Raw genomic sequence first — 17,125 nt, forward strand, 5'->3', positions numbered from 1 at the left:
CCTTTGGTTCTTGTTTTGATGAGAATAACAGAGTGTGGCAGCGGGGCAATGGCAAGCGTTGCAGGGGCTCTGCCCCATCATCAAAGATGATTCCCCGCGGTATTTATGGCCAAAAAGAAGGGCGGGGTCAGGGGAACGGGATTACCTGCAAGCGAGCCTGCGCGGGTGCGAAACTGAAGTGCAGCGGGTGCGTTTCGGTCACGAAACGCCGGGCTTCAGAGAGGCGGCAGTTTTGCGCAGCTCGTATTTCTGGATTTTTCCTGTGGAGGTTTTGGGAAGCTCCTGAAACACCACTTGTTTCGGCGTCTTGAAGCCGGCGAGTGTTTTGCGCGCGAAGGCGATGAGGCCCGCTTCGCTCAGTGTGGCCCCGGGTTTGAGTTCGACAAAGGCACAGGGGATTTCGCCCCATTTGGCGTCCGGTTTCGCGACCACGGCCGCGAGATTGACCGCGTCGTGTCCCATCAACACGCCTTCGACTTCGACGCTTGAGATGTTTTCACCACCGGAGATGATGATGTCTTTGGCGCGGTCGGCAATCTGTATATAACCGTCTGGGTGTTGCACTGCGAGGTCGCCGGAGTGGAAGTAACCGCCCTGAAAGGCTTCTGCTGTCGCGGCGGGGTTCTTGAGATAGCCTTTCATTACGGAATTGCCGCGGATCATGATTTCGCCCTGGGTCTTGCCATCCATGGGGGTCTGATCCAGGCCGGGATCGGTGACGGTGATATGTTCCATCATCGGCATGGCAACACCCTGGCGGGCCTTGATCGCGGCGCGGGCAGATTGGTCAAGCCTGTCCCAGTCCTCGGATTTCCACAAACATTCGGTGACATGGCCGTAGGTTTCAGTCAGGCCATAGACCTGTGTGACATTGAAGCCGAGCATTTCGATCTTTGCGAGGGTTGCAGGGGCCGGCGGGGCACCAGCGGTGAAAACCTCGACCATGTGGTCAAAGGTACGGCGTTCGGATTCAGGGGTGTTGACCAGCATGTTGAGAACTATGGGTGCGCCGCCAAAATGGGTGACACCTTCGTCCGCGATTGCGTTGTAGATATTGGAGGCGGTGATGTCCCGACAACAGACCAGCGTACCGCCGATCAGCGGCATCATCCATGTGTGGTTCCAGCCGTTGCAATGAAACAACGGTACGATCTGCATGAAAACGGGGTGCAGCACCATGCGCCATGAAATGACGGTGCCCATCGTCATGAGGTAGGCTCCGCGATGATGATAAACTACACCCTTGGGTTTGCCGGTGGTGCCCGAGGTGTAATTGAGGGCAAGGCTTTCCCATTCGTCACGGGGCATGTGCCAGGCGTAGGTTTCATCTGCATCAGCCAGCAGTTGTTCGTAGCTGGGGTGCCGGCCGGAGGCGGGATGGTGCGGGTCGGTGACTTCGATGATGCGGGGTGGCCTGCCCTCTATCCTGGCGCAGGCGGATTCAGCCAGATTGATGAATTCGCTGTCAACCAGGACGACCTTGGCTTTGCCATGCTCAAAGATATAGGCAACGGTTGTCACATCCAGACGTATGTTGATGGTGTTCAGCACCGCGCCACAAGCAGGTACGCCAAAATGCGCTTCGGCTTGGGCAGGGGTGTTGTGCAGCAGGGTTGCAACAACGTCGCCGGGGTGCAGACCCATGGCGGCAAGACCCGATGCGAGGCGGGTACACCGGTTGTGATATTGCCTGTAGGTCACGCGATGATCGCCGTAGATCACGGCCGTCCGGTCCGCAAAGACGCGGGCCGCGCGCTGCAGATGTGACAGGGGGGTGAGTGGTACGTAATTGGCAGCACATTTATCCAACCCCGTTTCGTCAGCCATCCAACCCATGTTCTTCCCTCCCAGAAACCGTTTGTCCCAGCGCGAAAGAGTATTGCGGGCAAGCTGCGGTTTTGGAAGGGTGATTTTAACGAAAAGGGGAAAGCGTTGAATAGTCAAAGTATGAAGCCGGGACTTGCGGCGGTCTCGGTTCTGGGGGGGATGGCATCACTGGGGCTGACCGATAACTTTGTCCCTTTCATATCCGAACGGGGGTCGCTGTGGCAGTTCCATTTTCTGCGCTCTCTCATGGGCGTTGCTGTTCTGGGCGTTGTCGCTGCCCTGGGCTATGGGCATTTTCGCATGTTGCGCCCTCTGGCCGTGATCGGGCGGAGTTTCTTTCAGGCTAGTGCGATGTTGATTTATTTCGGGTGCTTATCGGTGTTGCCCATCGGAGTCGTGGTTGCGGGGCTGTTCACTTCGCCCTTGTTCGTTGTGCTGATCTCCATCTTCTTTCAGGGCAAATCCGTCGGGCTTTTCCGCTGGGTGGCGGTTGTCACCGGTTTTGTCGGGGCCTTGATGGTGATCCGGCCGGATCCAGCCGCCCTGGATCCGGTGGCTTTTCTGCCGATCGTTGCCGGGCTGCTATATGCAATCGGTGCGGTGGCAACGCGGGCCTGGTGCGAAGGCGAAAGCACACTGAGCCTGACGGCAGGTTTTTTTGGCATGCTGGGTGTCTTTGGCTTGATCGGGATGTTTCTTGTCAACAGCGAGGCGCCCGAAGGCCATGCGGGGTTTGTCTTGCGTTCCTGGGGGCCGTTGGATGCGCCGATGCTGTTCTGGTTCGCGGTACAGGCGGTTGGCTCATTGATTGGGATTGCGTTGATTTTTCGCGGGTATCAGTTGGGCGAAGCAAGCCATGTGGCGGTGTTTGAATATTCCCTCTTGGTCTTTGCCAGCTTTTGGGCCTGGGTGATGTGGGGGCAGGTGGTGTCCGGCCTCGGGTTGCTTGGCATGGTGTTGATCACCTTGGCGGGGGTTGTCATTGCGCTGCGCAGTACAGCGGAGGCGCGGGGATGATCATCAGCCGGGGGCGCTCTTATATCTTTGTGCATATTCCCAAGACTGGCGGCACCTCTCTGGCGCTTGCGTTGGAAGAACGCGCAATGAAAGACGACATCATGCTGGGCGACACCCCAAAGGCGGTGAAACGGCGGCGGCGGGTGAAAGATATAAAGACCTCGGGGAGGTTGTGGAAACATGCGGGGTTGTCGGACATTGACGGACTGGTTGATGCGCATGAGATTGCCGAGATGTTTACCTTTACACTGGTGCGCAATCCCTGGGACCGGTTGGTCAGCTACTATCACTGGCTGAAAGAACAGACCTTCGACCACCCCGCAGTGCATCTGGCAAAGGCGCAGAGTTTCGAAGGGTTTCTTGCAGATCCGATTACATTGACGACCCAACGCCAGTGGCCGGCTGCCAGCTATATGAGGGATGTGAACGGGGTTGAACGCTGCACCAGCTATATCCGGCTGGAGCATTTTGAGCAGGATTCCGCAGCGCTGATAGCCCATCTGGGGTTTGACCTCGTGATGCCCTGGGAAAACCGGTCACATAGGACAACGGGGTATCGAGACTATTATTCAACGGCCATGCGTGATGCTGTGGCCGAAAGCTGTACGGAAGACATCCTGCGATTCGGATATACTTTTTCCTAGAATCTGGCGCTGTGGCGCAGCAGGCGGCAATGGATTGCCACTTTTTCGCAGTATAATTCTGTTAGAAGCGGGTGAATTGTTGCCGGTTTCTGCAACAATGCCCCAATTGCGCCGCTTTGAAGACCCGTCGTGGTCATGGGAATCATTCCAACTGATTCCAGTAACTGCACATAGCGCCCTGCCACGGCGCATCACCATGGGGATGGATGATATGTTTAACTGGAAGACCAAAGCGAACGGAACGCCAAAGCGTTCAATTGAAATGTCCGGTGCCTATGACGGTGGTCTCAGCGTCCAGACACATGGATTGATGGCGGGCACCAAGGTTGCTTCGAACCTTGGCTGGCGGTCGATTGAAGCGCTGACTGTGGGCGACAGCGTCCTGACCTTTGATAACGGGATGCAGGAGATTACTGAGGTCCGTCGCCAGATATTCTGGATGGATGCGCCAGACACGGCTGCCGCTGCATGGCCGGTCTATGTGCCTGTTGGCGCTTTGGACAACCGAGAAGAGATGATCCTGATGGCAGATCAAGGCGTTGTGGTTGAGAGCGACGGCGCTTCGGATGCTTTTGGTGATCCGTTCGCTATGGTGCCAGCTCATACTCTGGAGGGTGTGCGTGGCATCATACGGGCGGCTCCTGCTGAACAGATCGAATTGATTGCAATCTATTTTGCGCAGCCTCAGGTGATCTATGCCGAAGGCGGTGCCTTGATCCACTGCCCGACAAACACGGTGTCGCTTGATGCGTTTCTGAACGCTGATGCGGATGCCTACGCGATGCTCTCTCCCCGAGATGCGGCGTTTGTAGCAGAATGTCTTGTGGTTGAAGATCAGATGCTGGCCACTGGTGGCTGGTCTGATGGTCAGACAGCGGCACGCTGTTGAACGAACCACCGTGGCCCTCACGCAGGACAACGGTGAATGACATTTCCCCATGGTGCAAGGGGCTGCGTCACTGGCGCGGCCCCTTATTCTTTGACGGGAGGTTGGATGTTGTGTCTGGCTGTTGCGGCGTAAGGGACGAATGGCTAAGCTGACAGTCATGAAACATGTACCCAAAGAAACCACTGATGACGCTCTTATTCAGGAATTCCTGAACAAGGGGGGTAAAATCAGCGTAGGTAAAACCAAACCGGCCAAGGCCGAGTTGGGATTGAGCAACAATCAGTGGAACAACAAGCTGACCAAAGAAGAAAAAGCGGCCCGCGATGGGCCCTAATCTACGTAAAAAGGCTGTCGCTGTCTGCGACGCCAAGATTGCAAAAAAGGGCGAAGGTGTTGGCCTTTCGTTTTACGCATTCTTTGCGAATAAAAACGACGATCCCGACCTTTTGATGGAAGCGGCAGAATGGTGGATCAAGACCCATCAGCTTGATCATTTTGAGAAGGCCGCAAAAATTCGGGAAATGTTAAAAGCCGGTCTTTGACAAAGGGGACCACTGCCCGTCCGACAGCAGCGATGTGTTGCAGAAAAACTGTGCTGGACGGGGCGACAGCGCAAATTCGCGCAGTGGTTTTTCAGTATCGGGCGCGGTGCAGTCAAAGATTGGGTGGCACCGGAATGCGGGGGATTGGATGAATCAAATTCCCGGCCAAGCATCATTTCAACCGTTGGCACGTCTTTTTCCAGCTATGATACTGCTGTGGTCGACGATGAACAGATTGCCAATCTGGCAAAGCAGGTCTTTGCCAAGCCCGGCATCACACCGCGGCAAACCAGCCTTCTGACCAACGGCGGAGGAAACAGGCCTTTCCAACAGTTAAGAGGGGCACAACCGCGCCCCTCTTTCGTTTCGCAAAATGGTTTTGACCCGGTCTAAGCGGCTGCGGCGTCTTTGCCAAAGCGGCCATAGAAGGATTGCCCTTTTGCCGCCATCTCACGTAGCAGGTCGGGGCATTTGAAACGTTCGCCAAATTTTGCCTCAAGCTGGTCGCAACGTTCGGCTGCATATGGTGTGCCGATCATGTCAAGCCATGAGAAAGGTCCGCCGGACCATGGGGCAAAGCCCCAGCCAAGGATTGCACCTACGTCACCTTCGCGAATGTCCATGAGAACCCCCTCTTCCAGGGCGCGCACCGCTTCCAGCACCTGCACAAACATCAGACGGTCCTGCACCTCTTGCAGTTCGGGCTGTTCTTCGGCCAGTGGGTATTTGTCCTGCATGCCTTTCCAGTAGCCCAAACGTTTGCCTTTTTCATCATAGTCGAAATAACCTGCCTTGGTCTTGCGGCCCAGACGTCCCTGTTCTTCCAGCCAGACGATCAGATTATCCGCTTCAGACGCCGGATAGGCATTGCCCATTGCCGCCTTGGTGGCGCGCATAATCTTGGTCGCGAGATCAACAGAGGTCTCGTCGCCCAATTGCACCGGCCCGACGGGAAAGCCCAGCATCTGTGCTGCTTGGTCAATAAACCAAGGGGCGACGCCCTCGGTGATCATGCGGTTCGCTTCACCACCGTAAGGGATGATACAACGGTTGGCGTAGAAGAAACGCGCGTCATTCACCACAATCGGCGTCTTGCGAATCTGGCGTACGTAATCCAGCGATTTCGCGACGGCGCGATCGCCTGTTTCCTTGCCTTTGATGATTTCCACCAGCGCCATGCGTTCAACAGGAGAGAAGAAGTGGATGCCGATGAACTGCTCTGGGCGTGAAGAGGCTTTTGCCAACTCGGTGATCGGCAGCGTCGAGGTGTTGGACGCAAAGATGCAATCTTCCGGGATCACGGCTTCGACCTTCTGGGTCATCTCGGCTTTGACCTTTGGATCTTCAAACACTGCTTCGATGATCAGATCGCAGCCCTTGAGCGCGTCGAGATCGGGCGTGGCATTGATCAACGCGAGTGCTGCTTCCTTTTTCTCAACCGTGCCCTTTTTACGGGCAATGCCTTTGTCGAAATAGGCTTCGGCATAGGCCTTACCCTTGTCCGCGGCTGCTTGGTCGCGGTCGATCAGGACGACCTCGATACCCGCCTGAACAGAGACCAGCGCGATACCCGCACCCATCATGCCAGCACCCAGAACGCCCAGTTTCTTGACCCGTTGATCCGGAACACCTGCGGGGCGCACCGCACCTTTTTCCAGAGCTTCCTTGTTCAGGAAAAGGGACCGGATCATTGCAGAGGAGGAGGGGTTCATCAGGACGGAAGTGAACCATCTTGCTTCGATCTTGAGCGCGGTGTCGAAGGGTACAAGCGCACCTTCATATACCGCAGACAACAGCGCCTTGGCCGCAGGAAATGCGCCTTTGGTCTTCCCGTTGACCATTGCATTGGCACCGACAAAGGTCATGAAACCCGCCGGATGATAGGGGGCACCACCCGGCATCTTATAGCCCTTGGTATCCCATGGCTTGACCAGGTCAGCGTCTTTGGCGTTCAGCACCCATTCTTTTGCCGCCGCAACCGGATCGGCAACCACTTCGTCAATTGTGCCGGCTTTGAGCGCCGCCGCAGGGGCCAGCATTTTGCCTTCGAGGAGCAAAGGAGAGGCTGCCATCGCCCCGAGCTTGAAGGACAGGCGCGTTGTGCCGCCTGCGCCCGGGAAGATGCCGACCATGATTTCAGGCAACCCGATCCGCGCCTTTGGATTGTCGGCACAGAAGATCCGGTGTGTGGCAAGTGGCAGTTCCAGACCGATGCCCGCAGCAGTTCCGGGCAGAGCAGCCGCAATCGGTTTGCCGCCCTTGTTGGTCTTTGGATCCATGCCCGCGCGTTCGATCTTGCGCAGCAAGGCGTGCATTTTCATCGTGCCTTCAAACAGACCTTTGGCCGGGTCGTCACCTGCATCGGCACGCATTTTCGCCAGCAGGTTCAAGTCCATGCCACCGGCAAAGGACCCTTCCTTGCCAGAGGTGATCACGATGCCCTTGATGGCGTCGTCGGCCAATGCCGTGTCAATCAACGTGTCCAGCTGGCCCAGGCCGTCGATGGACATCACGTTCATGGATTTATCGGCCACATCCCAAGTGATCAGGGCCACGCCATCGGCGTCGGTTTTCATTGTGAAATCGGTCATTTGTCTCTCCCGGATTGGGTGTTAACGGTGCGCTTCGTAATCTGCGAATTGGACGAGCAAGGTTTTGATGAGGGAAAGCGTGGTTTCCGGACCTTGATTGCAGTCCTCTTCGCTGAGAAGGATGCGCTTGAATTGATTAAAGTCGCGCCGGTCAATCGGATCCGACGGATCTTTGCGATGTTTGAAAAACAGCGGGGGCGTGGCCTGGAACAGACGCACATAGGCACCGTCATTCTCGACCTTGAGTTCAAGATCGCCCAAACCAAAAGCCGCGGCAGAAGCCGCAACTGCATGGAATGGATGCGGTTCCTCGGTCATCACACGCGCTCGATGATGGTTGCGGCACCCATGCCGGATGCGATGCACAAGGTGGCCAGCCCGACTTCCTTGTCCGCGCGCTCGAGTTCATCCAGCAAGGTGCCGATGATCATTGCGCCGGTGGCTCCAAGCGGGTGGCCCATGGCAATGGAGCCGCCGTTGACGTTGACCTTGTCATGGTCGACATCAAAGGCCTGCATGAAACGCATGACAACAGCGGCAAAAGCCTCGTTGACCTCAAACAGATCAATATCCTTGATGTCCATGCCGTTGTCGGCAAGAATTTTTTCGGTAACCGGAACCGGGCCGGTTAACATGATGGTCGGATCTGTACCGATCTTTGCGGTCGCACGGATCCGCGCGCGCGGCTTCAGCCCGTGTTTCTCGCCGAATTCCTTGTTGCCGATGAGAACGGCAGCTGCGCCATCCACGATGCCAGAGGAATTGCCGGCATGGTGGATATGGTTGATCTTTTCCAAATGTGGGTATTTGAGCATGGCAACCTTGTCAAAGCCGGGCATGACTTCGCCCATGGCCTGAAAGGCAGGGTTCAATGCGCCAAGGCTCTGCATGTCGGTTTGGGGACGCATGTATTCGTCGTGATCCAGAATGGTCAGGCCGTTCTGGTCTTTGATCGTGATTACCGAATTTGCAAAACGGCCCTCTTTCCATGCTTTTTCCGCCCGTTGTTGGGAGGCCACCGCAAGCTGGTCTGCGGCGTCACGGGTAAAGCCGTATTCCGTCGCAATGATGTCTGCCGATATGCCTTGTGGTACGAAATACTGATCCATCGCAATGGAGGGGTCGACAGCAATGGCCGCGCCGTCGCTGCCCATCGCCACGCGGCCCATCATTTCAACACCGCCTGCGATATAGGCCATGCCCGCACCGCCCTTGACCTGGTTCGCCGCTAGGTTCACGGCCTCCATGCCAGAGGCGCAAAAGCGGTTGATTGCCAGACCCGGGATTCGTTCGTCGAGGTCCGAGGCAAGCACGGCCGAGCGCGCAAGACAGCCGCCGTTTTCCATCACTTGCGTGACATTTCCCCAAATGACATCCTCAACCGCATGGCCTTCGAGGTTATTGCGATCCTTCAACGCATTCAGAGTCTGGGCGCTGAGGCGCAGCGAGGTGACCTCATGCAGGGAACCGTCCTTGCGCCCCTTGCCCCGTGGGGTGCGGATGGCGTCGTAGATATAGGCTTCAGTCATTGGTGATCTCCTTGATTAAGCGCGCTCGGCGCTAATGTTGCCTATGCCCGGTCAGCCGGTGATCCGGGCATCAGATCGTAGGGGGCCTTCCAGCCCGGTGTTTCAGAAAGACGCGTCAGCCAGGCGTCGATATTACGCCATTCGCTCCGATCAAACCCGAAGGGTTCGGGGTAAAATAAATAGCCACAGCAGGTCAGATCCGCATTGGTCAGGGTATTTCCGACAATCCAGTCGCGGCCTTCAAGATGGGTATTCAGCACGTCATAGGTGCCTTTCAGGCGAGCAAGGTTAAAGTTGATGACCTCTTTGGGTTGCTTGTCTTCTGGCAGGAAATTCATGAGAAAACGCGTCAGACCTGCCATTGAACTGAGCTTGTGATTGTCCCAAAGCACCCAGCGCAGGATCTCGCGGCGTTCTTGCGCGTTCGCGCCGCCAAAATGTCCCGATTTTTCGGAAATATAGTCCTGGATCACACCGGATTGAGTCAGTTTGACATCACCATCAATCATGACGGGTGCCTCTCCCATTACGTTCAAACCGGTGCGAAATTCGGGAGAGCGTCCCTGACCGGCGAAAAAGTCGATTTTGACCGGCTCCCAGTCCAGTCCCGAAAGTTCCAGTGCCAATGCCGCCTTGTAAGAATGGCCACTTTCGCCAAAGCAGTGCAGTTTTATGGTCATGGGGTGATCCTTTGATATGCGTCGGACTGGGGCAAGCCCCAGATGAGTTTAATGGCAAGATGAAGCCTGAGGTCGCTCAATGGCTTTGTGCGTGGTGTTTGTCGGGCCCTCTGGTTTCACTTTGCAAATAAACTCAATCCTGTTCTTACGTCTTGGTCGATGGGTCAGAGATTGCGCGCAATCAGTTCTTTCATGATCTCGTTGGTGCCTCCGTAGATACGTTGAACGCGTGCGTCGGCCCACATTTCACCAATGGCATATTCCTGCATGAACCCGTACCCGCCGTGCAGTTGCAGACAGTCGTCCAACACTTCACCTTGTGTATCGGTGAGCCAGTATTTTGCCATTGCAGCGCGATCCACGGATAATTCCCCGCGCAGGTGTTGCGCGATGCACTGGTCAAGGAATGCGCGCGCGACGGTCGTTTTGGTTTTGCATTCGGCCAGTTTGAAGCGGGTGTTTTGGAACTGTGTCAGCGGGCCGCCAAAGGCTTCGCGTTCCTTGCAATAGGCGATGGTGCGGGCCATGGCACCTTCCATGGCACCGACCGCTTCGCAGGCGATGATCAGCCGCTCTTGCGGCAATTGCTGCATCATCTGGTAAAAACCTTTGCCTTCTTCACCGCCCAGGATGTTTTCAGGCGGAATTTCGACGTTTTCAAAAAACAGCTCTGATGTGTCGGAGGCGTGTTTGCCTATTTTTTCAAGGTTTCGGCCACGTTGGAAGCCCGTCGCACCCTCCGTTTCTACCACCACCAGCGAAACACCTTTGGAGCCTTCTTTTGGGTCTGTCTTGGCTGCGACGATGATGAGGTCGGCGTGCTGGCCATTGGTGATGAAGGTTTTCTGACCCGACAGACGGTAGCTGTTGCCGTTTTTGATCGCGCGTGTCTTGATGGCCTGTACGTCCGATCCTGTGGAAGGTTCGGTCATCGCCAGGGCACCGACCATTTCGCCCGAGACCATCTTGGGCAACCAGCGCTTTTTCTGCTCTTCTGTGCCATAGGCCAGGAAATAATGCGCCACGATACCGGAATGGATGCCATTGCCCCAGCTTGCCAGGTTGGCGCGGGCGGATTCGAGATAGATCGCAGCCTCATGACCAAAGTCCCCACCGGCACCGCCATATTCTTCGGGGATGGAGGCACAAAGCAGGCCCAATGCCCCGGCTTCGTTCCATGTGTCGCGGTCCATTTCGGACTGTTTGCGCCATTTCTCGAATTTCGGGGTCCATTCGGTCGTGATGAAATTGGCCGTCATCTCAGCCAGCATCTGGTGTTCTTCGGTCATCCAGACAGATGATTCTGCGGCCAGGTCTTTCATATCATCCCCCAGGATTTCTAACGTTTACGGTCGTCGAGTTCAGCATTGAACAAGCGCAGTCGCGCCGTCAGGTTTTCTTCGTTGATCACCGAAGCAAAGTTTTCGAAGAGGAAGGAAAGTGCCTCGCCCTCATCCAGACCTGCTTCTGCGCTGAATTTCTTGAGCACACGGTAGCCGTCTTCGGTCATGGCGACCGGAAAACGACGGGTCAGGCGAAAGCGTTTGGGCACTTGTTTCTCCGAATTGTGTTGGCCGGACAGAACTGTCCGACCATCACTTTAGAAGTTCGCCGCGTCGAGCGCCATCACTGTATCCGCACCCGACTGGATGCGCGTGAGGTGGAGGGCAGTCGCGGGCAGCTGGCGTGCCATATAGTAGCGGCCTGTCGCCAGTTTTGTCTCGTGAAACGCCGCGTCAGAGGCCCCGTTGGCAAGGGCAGCATTTGATGCCAGACCCATCTTTGCCCACATCAGGCCCAGACATACATGACCGAACATATGCATGAAGTCGTTGGAACCTGCGAGGGCATGGTTGGGGTTTTTCATCCCGTTCTGCATGAAATACATGCCCGCGCTTTGCAAATCCTTGCTTGCTGCTTTCAGAGGTTCGATGAAACCTTTGTCAAATGCCGCATCGGTGCCGGCATTGTCCTTGCAAAAGGATTTTACCAGGTCAAAGAAGGCCATCACGTGTTTGCCGCCGTCCTGCGCCAATTTGCGGCCCACGAGGTCCAGTGCCTGAACGCCATTCGCCCCTTCATAGATCATCGCGATCCGTGCATCGCGGGTGAATTGGGACATGCCCCATTCTTCGATATAGCCATGGCCACCATAGAGTTGTTGCGCCTTGACAGTCATGTCATAGCCGACATCGGTCAGGAAACCCTTGATTACAGGTGTGAGCAGGGAGACCAGGCCATCCGCGTCCTTGTCGCCAGAGCGATGGGCAGCGTCAATCATCGACGCTCCCCAGAGGATAAAGGCGCGCGCGCCTTCGACAAATGATTTCTGATCCATCAACGACCGGCGAACGTCGGGGTGCACAATGATTGGATCAGCGGGTTTGTCCGGTGCCTGCGCACCTGTGACTGCGCGGCCTTGCAAACGATCGTTGGCATAGATGACAGCATTCTGGTAGGCGACATCGGCCTGGGCCAGGCCCTGCATGCCAACGCCCAGGCGCGCCTCGTTCATCATGGTGAACATGGCGCGCATGCCTTTATGCTCTTCGCCCAGAAGATATCCGGTCGCGCCGTCATAGTTCATCACGCAGGTCGAATTGCCGTGAATGCCCATCTTTTCTTCGATGGAGCCAACCGTGACGCTGTTGCGCTCTCCCAGCGAACCGTCTTCGTTCACGTTGAACTTGGGTACGATGAACAAGGATACACCCTTGATGCCTTCAGGACCGCCCTCGATCTTGGCCAGTACAAGATGGATGATGTTGTCGGCCATGTCGTGTTCGCCCGACGAGATAAAGATCTTCTGGCCGGTGATCTTGTAGGATCCATCCTGCTGAGGGGCGGCTTTGCTACGCATGAGGCCGAGATCGGTACCGCAATGCGGTTCTGTCAGGTTCATCGTACCGGTCCAGTCGCAGGAAACCATCTTGGGCAGATAGGTGTCCTTTTGCTGATCGGTGCCATGGGCGAGAATGGCCGAGGCCGCGCCATGAGTCAGGCCTTGATACATCGTAAAGGCCTGGTTCGCGGCCGAGAACATTTCCCCTACAGCAGATCCGATGACCTGTGGCATGTTCTGACCACCATATTGTTCGGGCATATCGAGACCGGTCCAGCCGCCTTCCTTGACCTTGTCAAACGCGTCTTTGAAGCCGGTGGGGGTATAGACCACGCCGTTTTCCAAACGGCAGCCTTCCTTGTCACCAACCGTATTCAGCGGTGCGATCACCTCAGTGGTCAGTTTGCCCGCTTCTTCAAGGATGGCAGAAGTGAAATCAGGGTCCAGGTCTTCGTAGCCGGGAATGGATGCCTCGCTGATTTTCAGCACGTCATGCAGAACGAATTGCATGTCTTTGATCGGGGCGGTGTATGAAGGCATGAGGCTCTCCCTTTGAGATAAAACTTTTGGCCGGAGGGGACGCGCGGTTTGGCAGTTATTCTGCCATGCTCGGCGTTTGGTTGAGGGAAGACATTATCTTTTCTCCCCACTTCAGCTGTTCCTTGAGGTCGTCGATGGCGGCGTCCAGCTCTTCACGCTGGGCAAGCATATCGGTCAGACGGTCGCGGGCTATGCCATAGGCGCGGGTGATCTGGGTCTTTTGCTGGTCGCCACGATGGTAGAGATCCAGGAGCTGGCGGATTTCTTCCAGACTGAAGCCGAACCGCTTGCCGCGCAGAATCAGTTTCAAACGGGCGCGATCGCGCTTGGTGAACAGGCGTTTTTGACCTTCACGCTCAGGAAACAGCAGTTCCTTGGCTTCGTAAAAACGCAGGGTGCGCGGCGTTACGTCAAAGGTGTCGCACATCTGGCGGATCGTCATCATATCGCTGGTCATATCATTTACTCTCGTCACAAATAACAGGTTATCCACTTGGCTGTTTGGTGCCTTGATGGATTAAGATGTGTGGTGTCTCAGCGTTGCATACAATACCGCAGATGGTTGACGTAACATGGACGTCACGTCATTTTACGGGTTTACGTAACGACCGTTTTGGTAAAGTTGTAATTTCTTTGGGGAATGCGATGCAGAGGGGCTATTTTAGGGAATTGAAATAGTGAACAGGGAAATAGAGCAGGCTCACCGGTGATGAAGCCTTACCGGATCGAGACTTCGCATCCCAATCCAGTTGATGGTGCCTGCGAAGGCCTCTATCTGGTCGTGGGGCAGCGGGAAAGCTTGGCAAAATAGTGCCGAGGTCAGATGTAGTTATGTTGACCGGGTATGAAATGTGGTAGCCGCTGTTGTCTCGCAATTTTAGCGTTTGGCACAACCAATTGATCTAAGTGCCTATAAGTAGGATTTTCGCCATGGCCCGTTCATATGTGTCTCCGCACGAGCAGCAGGCAGAAAAAGAGCGTGCGCTCGCGGATATTGATACCGCGTCAAAATTGATTGATGGCGCAATCTTTGATCTGGCTGAACAACTGCCAAGCAACATGATCGGCAGACTGGTTGCGCTGAGTGCGGATCTTGAAAGGATTCGCTCTGACATCAAAGGCAAGAAAACACTGACCCAATAGCGCGGTCGTTGCAGCAGGACGGCGCCGATGAAGGCCTAACTGCCTATTTTGGCAAGTTCCGATGCCGTTTCGTCGCGCAGAGCCTGAAGTTCCCGGATGGCATCTTGCAGTTGCGCTTGTTGGTCCGAAAGTTCTTCGAGTTGTTCATCCGCCAAGGCAATCCATGCCTTCATCTGGCTTTCATTGCCTTCCTTTTCGTAGATCAGCAACCATTGGCGGATCACCTCGAGCGGGAAACCGAATTTACGCCCACGCAGGATCAGCTTCATGCGTGCAGATTCACGGGGGCCATAGAAACGAGAACGGCCTTCGCGGTCGGGATGTAGCAATTCGATGTATTCATAATACCGCAGGGTACGCGGTGTTACATCGAATTTGGCACACATTTCCTTGAACGTCAGGCGGTCATCGGCCATAGAAACTTACTCCCTCAGATATAAGTTAAGCCGATGGCAAAGGGAGCGCAACAGGTGGCCTTGCCCTTTGCTGCGAGGCTGGGGATAAAGGGGCAAATTCGCCCAAAGGACCCCGGACATGACAAACAAGATCGAGCGGGCAGGACAGTTCATTCGCGCATTGCCGCATGCAGATGCCCTGGGGATGGAGCTGGAAGAGCTGGATCCCGGAACCGCCGTTATTTCGATGCCCTATTCGGACAGGATTGTAGGTGACCCTGAAACAGGGGTGGTTCATGGTGGTGCCGTATCTGCCCTGATGGACACCTGTTGCGGAGCGGCAGTGATGAGCCATCCGAGCAATCCGGCAGGTACCGCAACGATCGATTTACGCATTGAATATTTGCGGGCTGCCACGCCGGGACAGCGGATCACGGCGCGTGCAACCTGTTATCATGTGACCCGTTCGGTTGCTTTTGTCCGGGCGACGGCAACAGACGAGGACGAAGACTTGCCCGTTGCTATGGCCACTGGCACATTTACGGCGGGGAGTGGCAAATGAGCAAACGGCCCGAACCTGTACAAGTCGTGAAACAACGCCGTGACAGTGTGCTGCGCGCCCTGACCAAGGGTGTTCCCTATATTCAGTTTCTGGGCGTCGAATTTGAACGGCGCGGGGACGAACTTACCGCGATCATGCCGTTCAAGGAAGAATTGATCGGCAACCCGATTCTGCCCGCCTTGCACGGGGGTGCAACCGCTGCCTTTCTGGAAGTGACTGCGATCATCACCTTGAGCTGGGGCATGATCTGGGAAGACATGGAAAGCGGTGCATTGAACGTTGAAAACCTGGAACAGATCAAACTGCCACGCCTGCCAAAGACAATTGATTTTACCACCGATTACCTGCGTTCCGGTCTGCCACGTGATGCTTACGCGCGGGCACGGATCACACGGGCGGGGCGGCGTTATGCCTCTGTGCATGTAGAAGGGTGGCAGGACAATCGGGCGCGGCTTTATGCCCAGGCAACAGGACATTTCGTGATGCCACAACGGGACGCCTGAAATGACGGTTCCCGAAACTGCTGTGGCGGGTGCGATCACACATAAGCGGGTGCTGCAAATCGCCCTGCCAATTGTCATTTCCAACGCAACGATACCTATTCTGGGTGCTGTCGACACAGGCGTTGTCGGGCAATTGGGCGCGGCCGCGCCGATTGGTGCTGTCGGATTGGGCGCAATTGTGCTGTCTGCTTTCTATTGGTTCTTCGGCTTTTTGCGCATGGGGACTGTTGGGCTGACCGCACAAGCGGCAGGCGACGGTGATACAGGTGAAGTCGCGGCCTTGTTGACCCGTGGGCTAATGATCGGCCTGGGAGCGGGGGTGCTGGTGATACTCCTGCAATTCCCGTTATTCTGGCTTGCGTTCAATGTTTCGCCCGCCTCAGCCGAGGTCGAAACCCTGGCACGGCAGTATATGGCGATCCGCGTCTGGTCGGCTCCTGCTGCTATTTCGATCTATGCAATTACCGGTTGGTTGATCGCTCAGGAACGCACCCGTGCTGTGTTGGTGATCCAACTCTGGATGAACGGATTGAACATCGGCCTGGATTTATGGTTTGTACTGGGTCTTGGTTGGGGGGTCGAAGGGGTGGCCATCGCTACCTTTATCGCGGAATGGAGCGGTGCTGCCCTTGGGATGTGGTTCTGCCGTGGCGTGTTTCAAAGCCCCGACTGGCGTAATTGGGTACAGGTTTTCAACCGCCTGCGCTGGGTCCGGATGATCCGACTGAACACCGACATTCTGATCCGTTCCATGTTGCTTGAGGCGATTTTCCTGTCTTTTGTCTTTATCGGGTCCGACATGGGAGATGTGACACTGGCCGCCAATCAGGTATTACTGCAATTCCTGATGATCACGGCCTACGGACTTGATGGTTTTGCCTTTGCCGCGGAGGCCCTGGTGGGACGTGCGGTGGGTGCGCGCCGGGTAGCGGACCTGCGGCGCGGGGCGGTACTGGCCTCGTTCTGGGCAGGTATCGTGTCGCTGTTGTTGCTGTTCGGGTTCGGGTTCTTCGGGCCAAAAATCATCGATCTGATGGCCAAGGCACCAGAGGTGCAAGCAGCCGCACGGGTCTATTTGCCCTATATGATGCTGGTACCCGTATTGGCCTGTGCGGCTTTTATGTTGGACGGTGTCTTTATCGGGGCGACGCAGTCCCGTGACATGCGCAACATGATGGCGGTGTCTTTTGTGGTGTTTGTGATTGCGGTGCTGATCCTCGTGCCAATTTTTGAAAACCACGGTCTTTGGGCGGCGATGTTGATTTCCTTTGTGGCGCGTGGCGTCACTTTGGGACTGCGCTATCCGGCGCTGGAACGATCGGTCAGCGCGTCCTGAAGATACCATGCCTATCACCCTTTGAGCGTCCGACACCGCGATACCCTGTTGATGCATCTCTGGCACCGGGCAGGGTATTGGGGGC

The 17,125-nt window shown here is 55.9% G+C and carries 19 protein-coding genes; 9 read left to right on the plus strand and 10 right to left on the minus strand.

Features of this window, described 5'->3' with window-relative positions:
- Positions 1-198: 198 nt before the first annotated feature.
- Complete coding sequence (locus OS190_RS04945) at positions 199-1,836, minus strand: long-chain-fatty-acid--CoA ligase (RefSeq protein WP_267157560.1); 1,638 nt, start codon at positions 1,834-1,836, stop codon at positions 199-201.
- A 96-nt stretch (positions 1,837-1,932) separates the two neighbouring features.
- Here OS190_RS04945 and OS190_RS04950 point away from each other — a divergent pair, with 96 nt between their 5' ends.
- The 5 genes from OS190_RS04950 (at position 1,933) to OS190_RS04970 (ending at position 4,919) form a co-directional block, all read left to right on the plus strand.
- Entirely contained in the window at positions 1,933-2,844 is a 912-nt protein-coding gene (locus tag OS190_RS04950) for a DMT family transporter (protein WP_267157561.1), read from the plus strand.
- Positions 2,841-3,488 (plus strand): sulfotransferase family 2 domain-containing protein, encoded by a 648-nt coding sequence (locus OS190_RS04955; RefSeq protein WP_267157562.1) that lies wholly within the window; start codon positions 2,841-2,843, stop codon positions 3,486-3,488. Before OS190_RS04950 ends, OS190_RS04955 begins: the two co-directional genes overlap by 4 nt.
- A 34-nt stretch (positions 3,489-3,522) precedes the next feature.
- Positions 3,523-4,377 (plus strand): Hint domain-containing protein, encoded by an 855-nt coding sequence (locus OS190_RS04960; RefSeq protein ID WP_267157563.1) that lies wholly within the window; start codon positions 3,523-3,525, stop codon positions 4,375-4,377.
- Positions 4,378-4,516: 139 nt separating this feature from the next.
- Complete coding sequence (locus OS190_RS04965) at positions 4,517-4,711, plus strand: hypothetical protein (RefSeq protein ID WP_267158332.1); 195 nt, start codon at positions 4,517-4,519, stop codon at positions 4,709-4,711.
- Positions 4,701-4,919 (plus strand): DUF6500 family protein, encoded by a 219-nt coding sequence (locus OS190_RS04970; protein WP_267157564.1) that lies wholly within the window; start codon positions 4,701-4,703, stop codon positions 4,917-4,919. Before OS190_RS04965 ends, OS190_RS04970 begins: the two co-directional genes overlap by 11 nt.
- Before the next feature lie 389 nt (positions 4,920-5,308).
- Here the strand turns inward: OS190_RS04970 and OS190_RS04975 are convergent, their stop codons facing one another.
- From OS190_RS04975 to OS190_RS05010, 8 genes are all read right to left on the minus strand, one after another.
- Complete coding sequence (locus OS190_RS04975; RefSeq protein WP_267157565.1) at positions 5,309-7,510, minus strand: 3-hydroxyacyl-CoA dehydrogenase NAD-binding domain-containing protein; 2,202 nt, start codon at positions 7,508-7,510, stop codon at positions 5,309-5,311.
- 21 nt (positions 7,511-7,531) lie between these two features.
- Entirely contained in the window at positions 7,532-7,828 is a 297-nt protein-coding gene (locus OS190_RS04980; RefSeq protein WP_267157566.1) for an acetyl-CoA acetyltransferase, read from the minus strand.
- Entirely contained in the window at positions 7,828-9,039 is a 1,212-nt protein-coding gene (locus tag OS190_RS04985; protein WP_267157567.1) for an acetyl-CoA C-acetyltransferase, read from the minus strand. Before OS190_RS04985 ends, OS190_RS04980 begins: the two co-directional genes overlap by 1 nt.
- 41 nt (positions 9,040-9,080) lie before the next feature.
- Positions 9,081-9,719, minus strand: a complete 639-nt coding sequence (locus tag OS190_RS04990) for a glutathione S-transferase family protein (protein WP_267157568.1) — start codon at positions 9,717-9,719, stop codon at positions 9,081-9,083.
- Between the two features lie 164 nt (positions 9,720-9,883).
- Entirely contained in the window at positions 9,884-11,041 is a 1,158-nt protein-coding gene (locus tag OS190_RS04995) for an acyl-CoA dehydrogenase family protein (RefSeq protein WP_416237372.1), read from the minus strand.
- 17 nt (positions 11,042-11,058) lie between these two features.
- Complete coding sequence (locus OS190_RS05000; RefSeq protein WP_267157569.1) at positions 11,059-11,271, minus strand: hypothetical protein; 213 nt, start codon at positions 11,269-11,271, stop codon at positions 11,059-11,061.
- Between the two features lie 48 nt (positions 11,272-11,319).
- Positions 11,320-13,101 (minus strand): acyl-CoA dehydrogenase C-terminal domain-containing protein, encoded by a 1,782-nt coding sequence (locus OS190_RS05005; protein WP_267157570.1) that lies wholly within the window; start codon positions 13,099-13,101, stop codon positions 11,320-11,322.
- Between the two features lie 55 nt (positions 13,102-13,156).
- On the minus strand, positions 13,157-13,558 hold the full coding sequence (locus tag OS190_RS05010) for a MerR family transcriptional regulator (RefSeq protein WP_267157571.1): 402 nt from the start codon (positions 13,556-13,558) through the stop codon (positions 13,157-13,159).
- A gap of 473 nt (positions 13,559-14,031) precedes the next feature.
- Here OS190_RS05010 and OS190_RS05015 point away from each other — a divergent pair, with 473 nt between their 5' ends.
- Complete coding sequence (locus tag OS190_RS05015; protein WP_267157572.1) at positions 14,032-14,244, plus strand: hypothetical protein; 213 nt, start codon at positions 14,032-14,034, stop codon at positions 14,242-14,244.
- Between the two features lie 35 nt (positions 14,245-14,279).
- On the opposite strand, the gene OS190_RS05020 is transcribed toward OS190_RS05015, so the two are convergent.
- Positions 14,280-14,660 carry a MerR family transcriptional regulator gene (locus OS190_RS05020; protein ID WP_267157573.1) on the minus strand — a complete coding sequence of 127 codons (381 nt, stop codon included), beginning with the start codon at positions 14,658-14,660 and terminating at the stop codon, positions 14,280-14,282.
- Between the two features lie 118 nt (positions 14,661-14,778).
- Here OS190_RS05020 and OS190_RS05025 point away from each other — a divergent pair, with 118 nt between their 5' ends.
- From OS190_RS05025 to OS190_RS05035, 3 genes are read left to right on the plus strand one after another with little or no spacing between them, the layout of a single operon-like run.
- Complete coding sequence (locus tag OS190_RS05025; RefSeq protein WP_267157574.1) at positions 14,779-15,201, plus strand: PaaI family thioesterase; 423 nt, start codon at positions 14,779-14,781, stop codon at positions 15,199-15,201.
- Positions 15,198-15,704, plus strand: coding sequence for a PaaI family thioesterase (locus OS190_RS05030; protein ID WP_267157575.1), 507 nt, complete (start codon positions 15,198-15,200; stop codon positions 15,702-15,704). Before OS190_RS05025 ends, OS190_RS05030 begins: the two co-directional genes overlap by 4 nt.
- Position 15,705: 1 nt before the next feature.
- Positions 15,706-17,040, plus strand: coding sequence for an MATE family efflux transporter (locus OS190_RS05035; protein ID WP_267157576.1), 1,335 nt, complete (start codon positions 15,706-15,708; stop codon positions 17,038-17,040).
- Positions 17,041-17,125 lie beyond the last annotated feature (85 nt).

The sequence above is a fragment of the Sulfitobacter sp. F26204 genome (assembly GCF_026410305.1).
In the GTDB taxonomy this organism is placed as follows: Bacteria; Pseudomonadota; Alphaproteobacteria; order Rhodobacterales; family Rhodobacteraceae; genus Sulfitobacter.